7 protein-coding genes and 1 pseudogene are annotated in these 8,053 nt (G+C 66.6%); all 8 read left to right on the forward strand.

Translation table 11 applies throughout. The annotated features are described in order from the left end of the window. The coding region (gene lysS, locus M0P34_RS11410; RefSeq protein WP_291499166.1) for a lysine--tRNA ligase at positions 1 to 1,087 on the forward strand (1,087 nt) is incomplete at its 5' end. Further along, complete coding sequence (locus tag M0P34_RS11415) at positions 1,084 to 2,325, forward strand: lipoprotein-releasing ABC transporter permease subunit (protein WP_291499168.1); 1,242 nt, start codon at positions 1,084 to 1,086, stop codon at positions 2,323 to 2,325. The genes lysS and M0P34_RS11415, both read left to right, overlap by 4 nt. Further along, positions 2,318 to 3,013, forward strand: coding sequence for an ABC transporter ATP-binding protein (locus M0P34_RS11420; protein WP_291499170.1), 696 nt, complete (start codon positions 2,318 to 2,320; stop codon positions 3,011 to 3,013). The genes M0P34_RS11415 and M0P34_RS11420 overlap by 8 nt, the downstream gene beginning before the upstream one ends. Beyond that, positions 2,997 to 5,681, forward strand: a complete 2,685-nt coding sequence (gene bamA / locus M0P34_RS11425) for an outer membrane protein assembly factor BamA (RefSeq protein ID WP_291499172.1) — start codon at positions 2,997 to 2,999, stop codon at positions 5,679 to 5,681. Before M0P34_RS11420 ends, bamA begins: the two co-directional genes overlap by 17 nt. Before the next feature lie 53 nt (positions 5,682 to 5,734). Further along, on the forward strand, positions 5,735 to 6,262 hold the full coding sequence (locus tag M0P34_RS11430; RefSeq protein WP_291499174.1) for an OmpH family outer membrane protein: 528 nt from the start codon (positions 5,735 to 5,737) through the stop codon (positions 6,260 to 6,262). A gap of 5 nt (positions 6,263 to 6,267) precedes the next feature. Then, positions 6,268 to 7,311, forward strand: a complete 1,044-nt coding sequence (gene lpxD, locus M0P34_RS11435; RefSeq protein WP_291499176.1) for a UDP-3-O-(3-hydroxymyristoyl)glucosamine N-acyltransferase — start codon at positions 6,268 to 6,270, stop codon at positions 7,309 to 7,311. Continuing rightward, positions 7,308 to 7,772, forward strand: coding sequence for a 3-hydroxyacyl-ACP dehydratase FabZ (gene fabZ, locus M0P34_RS11440; RefSeq protein ID WP_291499178.1), 465 nt, complete (start codon positions 7,308 to 7,310; stop codon positions 7,770 to 7,772). The genes lpxD and fabZ overlap by 4 nt, the downstream gene beginning before the upstream one ends. Before the next feature lies 1 nt (position 7,773). Beyond that, positions 7,774 to 8,053, forward strand: a pseudogene (locus M0P34_RS11445) (acyl-[acyl-carrier-protein]--UDP-N-acetylglucosamine O-acyltransferase); the annotation flags it as partial.

The raw sequence follows: 8,053 nt of genomic DNA on the forward strand, positions 1-8,053 counted from the left end.
GTCCATGCGCCCGCTGCCCGAGAAGTACCACGGCCTGAAGGACCTGGAGACCCGCTACCGCCAGCGCTATGTGGACCTCATCGTCACCGAGCGGACCAAGGATATTTTCGTCAAGCGCACGGCTGTGGTCCGCGAGTTCCGCAATTTCCTGAACGAACGCGGCTTCATGGAAGTGGAAACGCCCATGATGCAGCCCATCCCCGGCGGCGCCACGGCCCGGCCCTTCGAGACGCATCACAACGCCCTGGACATGAAGCTCTACATGCGCATCGCCCCGGAGCTGTATCTCAAGCGGCTGCTGGTCGGCGGATTCGAGCGCGTGTACGAGATCAACCGCAACTTCCGCAACGAGGGCATCAGCACACGGCACAACCCCGAGTTCACCATGTGCGAGTTCTACTGGGCCTACGCGACCTTCGAGGACATGATGGACCTCACCGAGGAGCTGTTCGCCCACATCGCCCGCAAGGTCTGCGGCGGAACGCGCGTGGTCTACCAGGAGCAGGAGATCGACCTGACCCCCGGCGCCTGGACGCGCATCACCTTCCACGACGCCCTGGAAAAGATCGGCGGGGTGGCCCCCGAGATCTATCGCGACTACGACGCGGCCAGCGCCCTGGTCCGGCGCGAGGGCGAGAAGGTGCTCAAGGGCGAGGTGCTGGGCAAGGTCCAGGCCAAGCTGTTCGACCTCTTCGTCGAGCCCAAGCTCATCCAGCCGCATTTCATCTACATGTACCCCACGGACATCTCGCCCCTGTCGCGGCGCAACGATGCCGACCCCGAGCTGTCCGACCGCTACGAGCTGTTCATCGCCGGGCGCGAGATGGCCAACGCCTTTTCCGAGTTGAACGACCCCGTGGCCCAGCGCACGAGCTTCGAGGCGCAGGTGGCCGAAAAGGCCGCCGGCGACGCCGAGGCCCACGCCATGGACGAGGACTATGTGCGCGCCCTGGAGTACGGCATGCCCCCGGCGGCGGGCCAGGGCGTGGGCATCGACCGGCTGGTCATGCTGCTCACCGACTCGCCCAGCATCCGCGAGGTCATCCTCTTCCCGCTTCTCAAGCCGGAGGGTGGCGCGGGCGCATGAGCTTCGAGTCGTTCATAGCCCTGCGGTACCTGCTGGCGCGGCGCAAGCAGGCCTTCATTTCCGTCATTTCGCTCATGTCCGTGCTGGGCGTGGCCATCGGGGTGGCCGCGCTCATCGTGGTCCTGGGCGTGATGAACGGCATGAGCAAGGACCTGCGCGACAAGATCCTGGGCGTCAACGCCCACCTCATCGTGGGCAGCCTTGAGGCGGGCATCGACGACTACCGGGCCCTGGCCGCGCAGGCCCTGGAGGTTCCGGGCGTGGTCGGCGCGACGCCCTTCATCTACGCCGAGGTCATGGTCTCCACCCGCCAGGGCAGCAAGGGCGTGGTCCTGCGCGGCATCGACCCCGCCAGCGCCGGGGAGGTGCTCTCCGTTGGCCGGGACATGATCGAGGGCTCCCTGGAGGACCTGGAGGGCGGCTTCGGCCCCGCCGGGGGCCCCCCGGGCATCCTCGTGGGCCAGGAGCTGGCCAACCGCCTGGGTGTGCGCCGGGGCAGCCTGATCCATGTGCTCACGCCTTCGGGGCGCAGCACGGCAGCGGGCTTCACCCCCGAGGTGATCACCGCCCGGGTGGTGGGCGTGTTCAAGACCGGGATGTGGGAGTACGACTCGTCCCTGGCCTACGCCTCCCTGGCCCAGGCCCAGAAGCTCATGGGCATCTCCGCGGACCGGGTCACGGGGGTGGAGATGCGCGTGGCCGATGTGGACCGCGCCGACGCCGTGGGCCGCGAGCTGGCCGCGCGCATCGGCGGCTATCCGCTCTATGTGCGCGACTGGAAGGAGATGAACCGCAGCCTCTACGAGGCCCTGGCCCTGGAAAAGGCGGGCATCACGGTCATCCTGGTCATGATCGTGCTGGTGGGCACGTTTTCCATCGTCACCAGCCTGGTCATGCTGGTCATGGAAAAGACCCGCGACATCGCCATCCTCATGTCCATGGGCGCGCGTAGGCGCAGCATCCGCAACATCTTCATGCTCCAGGGCACGCTCATCGGGACCATGGGCACCGGGCTGGGGTTCGCCCTTGGGCTCTCCTTGTGCCTGCTGCTCAAGAAATACCAGTTCATCCGCCTGCCCAAGGGCATCTATTCCCTGGACTACCTGCCCGTGCTGCTCAACTGGACCGACCTGACGGCCATCGGCGTCGGGGCCATGCTGCTGTGCTTCCTGGCCACCATCTACCCCGCGCGCCAGGCCGCGCGGCTGATGCCCGCCGAGGCGCTGCGCTATGAGTAGCGACAATTTCCCGTTGTATGATTTGCAGGGTGTTGGTAAGGAGTACCCCGGACCTGGAGGGAGCCTCGCCATCCTGAAAGGGCTGGATTTGCGGGTGGAACGGGGGGAGAGCGTCGCCGTGCTCGGGGCCTCGGGCGCGGGCAAGTCGACCTTGCTGCATGTGCTGGGCGGGTTGGACGTTCCCACCGCGGGGAAGGTGCTGTTCGAAGGGCGCGACGTGGCCCGCATGGGCGAGCCCGAACGCGCGCACCTGCGCAACAGGGAGATGGGCTTCGTCTTCCAGTTCCATCACCTGTTGCCCGAGTTCTCCACCCTCGAAAACGTCGCCATGCCCGGGCTCATCGCGGGCCTGGGGCGCGCCGGGGCCCTGGCCCGGGCCGCCGAGGCCCTGGAGCTTGTGGCCCTGGATCACCGCGCCGCGCACAAGGTGACCACCCTGTCCGGCGGGGAGCGCCAGCGCGCCGCCATCGCCAGGGCCATCCTGATGCGCCCCAAGGCGCTTCTGGCCGACGAGCCCACCGGCAACCTCGACGAGGCCACCGGAGGGCGCATCGGTACGCTGCTCTTCGATTTGAACAAGGAACTGGGAATGACCCTCGTGGTGGTGACCCACAACGTCGAACTGGCCGCCCGCATGGGCCGGAGATTGGAACTGCGTTCCGGGGAGCTGTATGAGCACGATCGTTAACCGTCTGCTGGCGCTGCTCGCGCTGGCTGCCGTCGTCCTGGCCGCCGGCCCCGCAGCCGCGCAGGACGCCGGAGCCAAAGTCTCCGTCCTGGTGCTGCCCTTCGAGGTCAACGCCGACCCCGAGCTGGACTATCTGAGGGACAGCCTGCCGGAGCTGCTGGGCGAGCGCCTGGCGCAGGGCGGCTTCGATGTCCTGCCCCAGGACGCCGTGCACAAGCTGCTCGAAGAGAACGATGTCGAGTATCTCGACCTGTCCACGGCCAAGGACCTCGCCCGCCTGGGCGGCGCGCGCTACGCCGTCTACGGCAGCTTCAACCAGCTCGGCGAGACCATCAGCCTCGACGTGCGGCTGGTGGAGGCCCAGGGCGTGAAGACGCCCAAGCCGCTTTTCGTGGTCAAGGAAGGGCTCATCAACGCCGTGCCCGCCATCGAGGACCTGGCCGAGAAGATCCGCCTGGAGCTCATGAGCAAGGAGCGCGTCGAGGCCATCGAGGTCGAGGGCAACCGCTTCCTGGACAAGGACGTGGTGCTCATGCGCCTGCGCCATGTGCGCAAAGGCGAGCTGTACGACCCCAAACTGGTCAACGACGAGCTCAAGAACATTTTCGACCTGGGCTACTTCGACGACGTGCAGGTGCGTGTGGACGACCTGCCCGAAGGCGTCGGGGTGACCTTCGTGGTCGACGAGAAGCCGCGCATCAGCGTGGTCGACGTGCTGGGCACCGACGCCCTGGACAAGGACGACCTGCTGGCGCTCATGAACACCAAGACCGGCGCGGTGCTGAACCCCAAGGTCCTGGCCGACGACCTGGGCAAGATCAAGGAAGAGTACCGCAAGGAAGGCTACTACAAGGCCCAGGTGACCTACGACGTGTCCGCCAGCGACGAGGGCCAGGCCCGGCTGAACATCAACGTGGAGGAGGGCGACAAGCTCTACATCCGCGAGATCGCCATCAACGGCGCCGAGCAGCTGGACCCCGACGACCTGCGCGACGAGCTGGCCCTTGGCGAGCGCGGCATGTTCTCCTGGATCACGGGCTCGGGCGTGCTCAAGGAGGAATACCTGACCCGCGACGCCGCCGCCCTGGAAGCCTACTACGCCAACCACGGCTTCATCGAGGCCCAGGTGGGCCAGCCCAAGGTCGAGTTCAAGGACGACGGCATCTATGTGACCTTCGAGGTCGTGGAGGGCAACCGCTACAAGGTCGGCAAGGTCACCTACACCGGCGACATGCTCGAACCTGCCGAGAAGCTCGACGAGCTGATCCAGGTCGACGATCTGGCCGCCGACGGCGACTACCTGGACCGTTCGGTGCTGCGCAACGACGCCCAGGTGCTGTCCGAGTACTACTCGAACTACGGCTATGCCTTCGCCGAGGCCAACTACGCCATCAACCCCGACCGTGAGGCCCTGACCGCCGACATCGAATTCCAGATGTCCAAGCGCCAGAAGGTCTACATCCGCCGGGTGACCATCCAGGGCAACGACCGCACCCGCGACAACGTCATCCGGCGCAAGGTGCTGCTGTCCGACGGCGACCTGTTCAGCGGCGAGGACCTGGCCTATTCCACGCGCAACCTGAACAACCTGGGCTACTTCGACCAGGCCGACATCGAGACGATCCCCACCGGCGACGAGGGCCTCATGGACCTCAAGGTCAAGGTCCGCGAGAAGTCCACGGGCGAGCTGTCCGCCGGCGCCGGCTACTCCAGCTCCTCGGGCGTCTACTTCGTGGCCACGGTCAAGGAGAACAACCTCTTCGGCAAGGGCTACATCGGCTCCCTGGAAGGCGCCTGGGGCGGCGACTACCGCCGCTACATCCTGAGCTTCACCAACCCCAACTTCCAGGACACCCCCTGGATGGTGGGCGGGGACCTCTACCACTACGACGACGACTACGACGACTACGACCGCGTGAGCACCGGCGGGCGCGTGCGCTTCGGCCACCCCGTGGGCCGCTTCTCGTACACCAACCTCCAGTACCGCCTGGAGCGCTACGACATCTCCGAGGTCGAGGCCGACGCCGCCAAGGAGATCAGGGACATCGAGGGCCGCAACTGGGTCAGCGCCGTCTACGCCGACATCGTGCGCAACACCCTGGACCGCTACCTGAACCCCTCCAAGGGCATGAAGTCCTCCCTGAGCGTGGAATACGCGGGCGGGGCGCTGCTCGGCGACGACGAGTTCATCAAGTTCATCGCCGACCACAACTACTACCGCCCCCTGTGGCTCGACCACATCTTCCACTTCCACGGCCAGGTGGGCTACGCTATGGAGAACTTCGGCGGCAAGGACATCCCGGTCTACGAGCGGTTCTACCTGGGCGGCATCAACAACGTGCGCGGCTACAAGAAGCGCTACATCTCCCCGCGCGACGACGAGTCCAACGACCGCATCGGCGGCGACAAGATGGCCTTCGTCAACTTCGAATACCTGTTCCCGATCCTGGAGGAGATGGGCGTCATGGGCGTGGCCTTCTTCGACGCCGGTCAGGTCTGGGACGACGGCGAGGCCGTGGATTTCGACCCCAAGAAGAGCGTTGGCGTCGGCATCCGCTGGTACTCCGCCCTGGGGCCCCTGCGCCTGGAGTACGGCTACGCCCTGGACTCCATCCCCGAGCAGGGGAGCAAGGGCAAGCTTGAGTTCACCATCGGCCAGTTCTTCTAGGCCGCATGGAACACGAAACCGCAACCAAAGAAAACCACACGCGAGGAAGACTCATGCGTAAGATTCTGCTGACCGTATTTGCCCTGCTGCTTCTGGTTTCCTCCGCCGCCGCCGCCCAGGGCCCCGTGGGCGTGGTGGACATGCCGCGCATCATCAAGGAGAGCGAGCCCGGGCAGCAGGCCAGGGCCACCCTCCAGGAGACCTTCAAGTCCACCCAGGAGGACCTGGACCGCCAGAAGAACGAGCTGGAGAAGATGCGCGCCGACCTCCAGAACCAGAGCCTCGTGCTGTCCCAGTCCGCCAAGGAGGACAAGGAGCAGGAGTTCAAGCGCCGCATCCGCGACCTCCAGGACTCCGTGCAGAGCTTCCAGCGCAAGTACAAGGCCGAGGAGGACAAGCTCTCCGAGCCGATCATCACCGTGATCTTCGAGGCCCTGCGCGACTACGGCAAGAAGAACGGCTACGCCATGATCGTGGACGGCAACAATGCCGGCGTGCTCTACGTCGAGGAGAAGACCAACATCACCGACGCCATCATCGTCGAGGTCAACAAGGCCTGGAAGGCCAAGAACAAGAAGTAGGCGCCATGCAGATTGCACTTTCGGCCCTGGCCGAACGTCTGGGCCTGCCGCTCCGTGGAACGGACCGGCAGGTCTCGGGCGTCGGAACCCTGGAGTCGGCTGGCCCGGACGAGGTCAGCTTCATCACCGGCGCCAAATACGCCGCGCTGCTGGAAAACACCCGGGCCGGGGCCGTCATCTGCGCCGAGGAGTTCGCGGACCGCGTGGACGCGGCGCTGATCAGCGCCAACCCGGCCCTGGACTTCGCGCGGCTGCTGGAGCTGTTCTCCCCGCCCCAGGGGCGCTTTTCCGGCGTGAGCGAGCGGGCTTTCGTGCATCCCGAGGCCCGCGTGGCCGAGGGCGCCACGGTCTTCCCCCTGGCCTACGTCGGCCCGGGGGCCGAGGTCGGGCCCGGCACGCGCATCTTCCCCGGCTGCTATGTCGGCGAGGACTGCCGCATCGGGAGCGACTGCGTCCTGTACCCCAACGTGACCCTCATGGCCCGCACGGTGCTGGGCGACAGGGTCATGATCCATCCCGGGGCGGTGCTCGGCGCCGACGGCTTCGGCTATGTGCCGCGCCCCGGCGGCGGGCGCGACAAGATCCCCCAGGTGGGCGTCGTGGTGGTGGAGGACGACGTGGAGATCGGCGCCTGCACGACCATCGACCGCGCCATGCTGGAGAAGACCGTCATCGGCGCGGGCACCAAGATCGACAACCTGGTGCAGGTGGCCCACAACTGCGTGCTCGGCGCGAACTGCACCATCGTCGCCCAGGTGGGCATCGCGGGCAGCTGCACCGTCGGCCGCGACGTGATCATGGCCGGGCAGGCGGGCATCGCCGACCATGTGAACATCGGCGACGGCGCCGTGGTCGGGCCGCTTACGGGCGTGCGCACGGACATCGCGCCCGGCGCGCGCATGGGCGGCATCCCGGCCATGGACTACGGCACCTACATGCGCAACCTGTCCCTGGCCCCGAAGATTCCCGATCTGTTCAAGCGGGTCAAACAACTGGAAAAGGCCCTGGCGGCCCTTGGCGCCGCCCCCGGGCAAGGAGAGCGCACATGAGCGAGCTGCCCACCCCGTTGCAGATCGGCGAGATTCTCAAGCTGCTGCCGCATCGCTATCCCTTTCTGCTGGTGGACCGGGTGACGGCCCTGGTGGCGGGCGAGCGTCTGGAAGCCTACAAGAACGTGACCTTCAACGAGCCGTTCTTCCAGGGGCACTTCCCGGGCCTGCCGGTGATGCCCGGGGTGCTCATCTGCGAGGCCCTGGCCCAGGCCGGGGGTCTGCTGACCCTGCTGAGCGACCCCGCCCTGTGCGACGGCAGCCGGGTCTTCCTGTTCGCGGGCATCGACAACGTGCGCTTCCGCGCCCCGGTGGTTCCCGGCGACCGGCTGGACCTCCAGGTCTACGACGTGCGCCGCAAACTCTCCCTGGTCAAGATGAGCGGGCAGGCCCTGGTGGACGGCAAGGTCGTCGCCTCGGGCACCATGACCGCGGCCATAGCCAAGCGCGAGGACATGTAACGTGGGCATTTCCATCCACAGCACCGCAGTGGTCCACCCCGGGGCGGAGATCGGCCAGGACGTGACCGTCGGCCCCTTCTCCGTGATCCAGGACAAGACCGTCATCGGCGCGGGCACGACCATCGGCGCCTACTGCCAGATCCACTCCCATACCACCATGGGCTGCGGCAACCAGATCCACTCCTACGCCTATGTGGGCGGCGACCCGCAGGACATCAAGTACCGCGGGGGCACAACGCGCCTGACCCTTGGCGACAACAACATCGTGCGCGAGTTCGTGA

This window comes from Desulfocurvus sp. (assembly GCF_023230885.1).
Lineage (GTDB): Bacteria > Desulfobacterota > Desulfovibrionia > Desulfovibrionales > Desulfovibrionaceae > Desulfocurvus.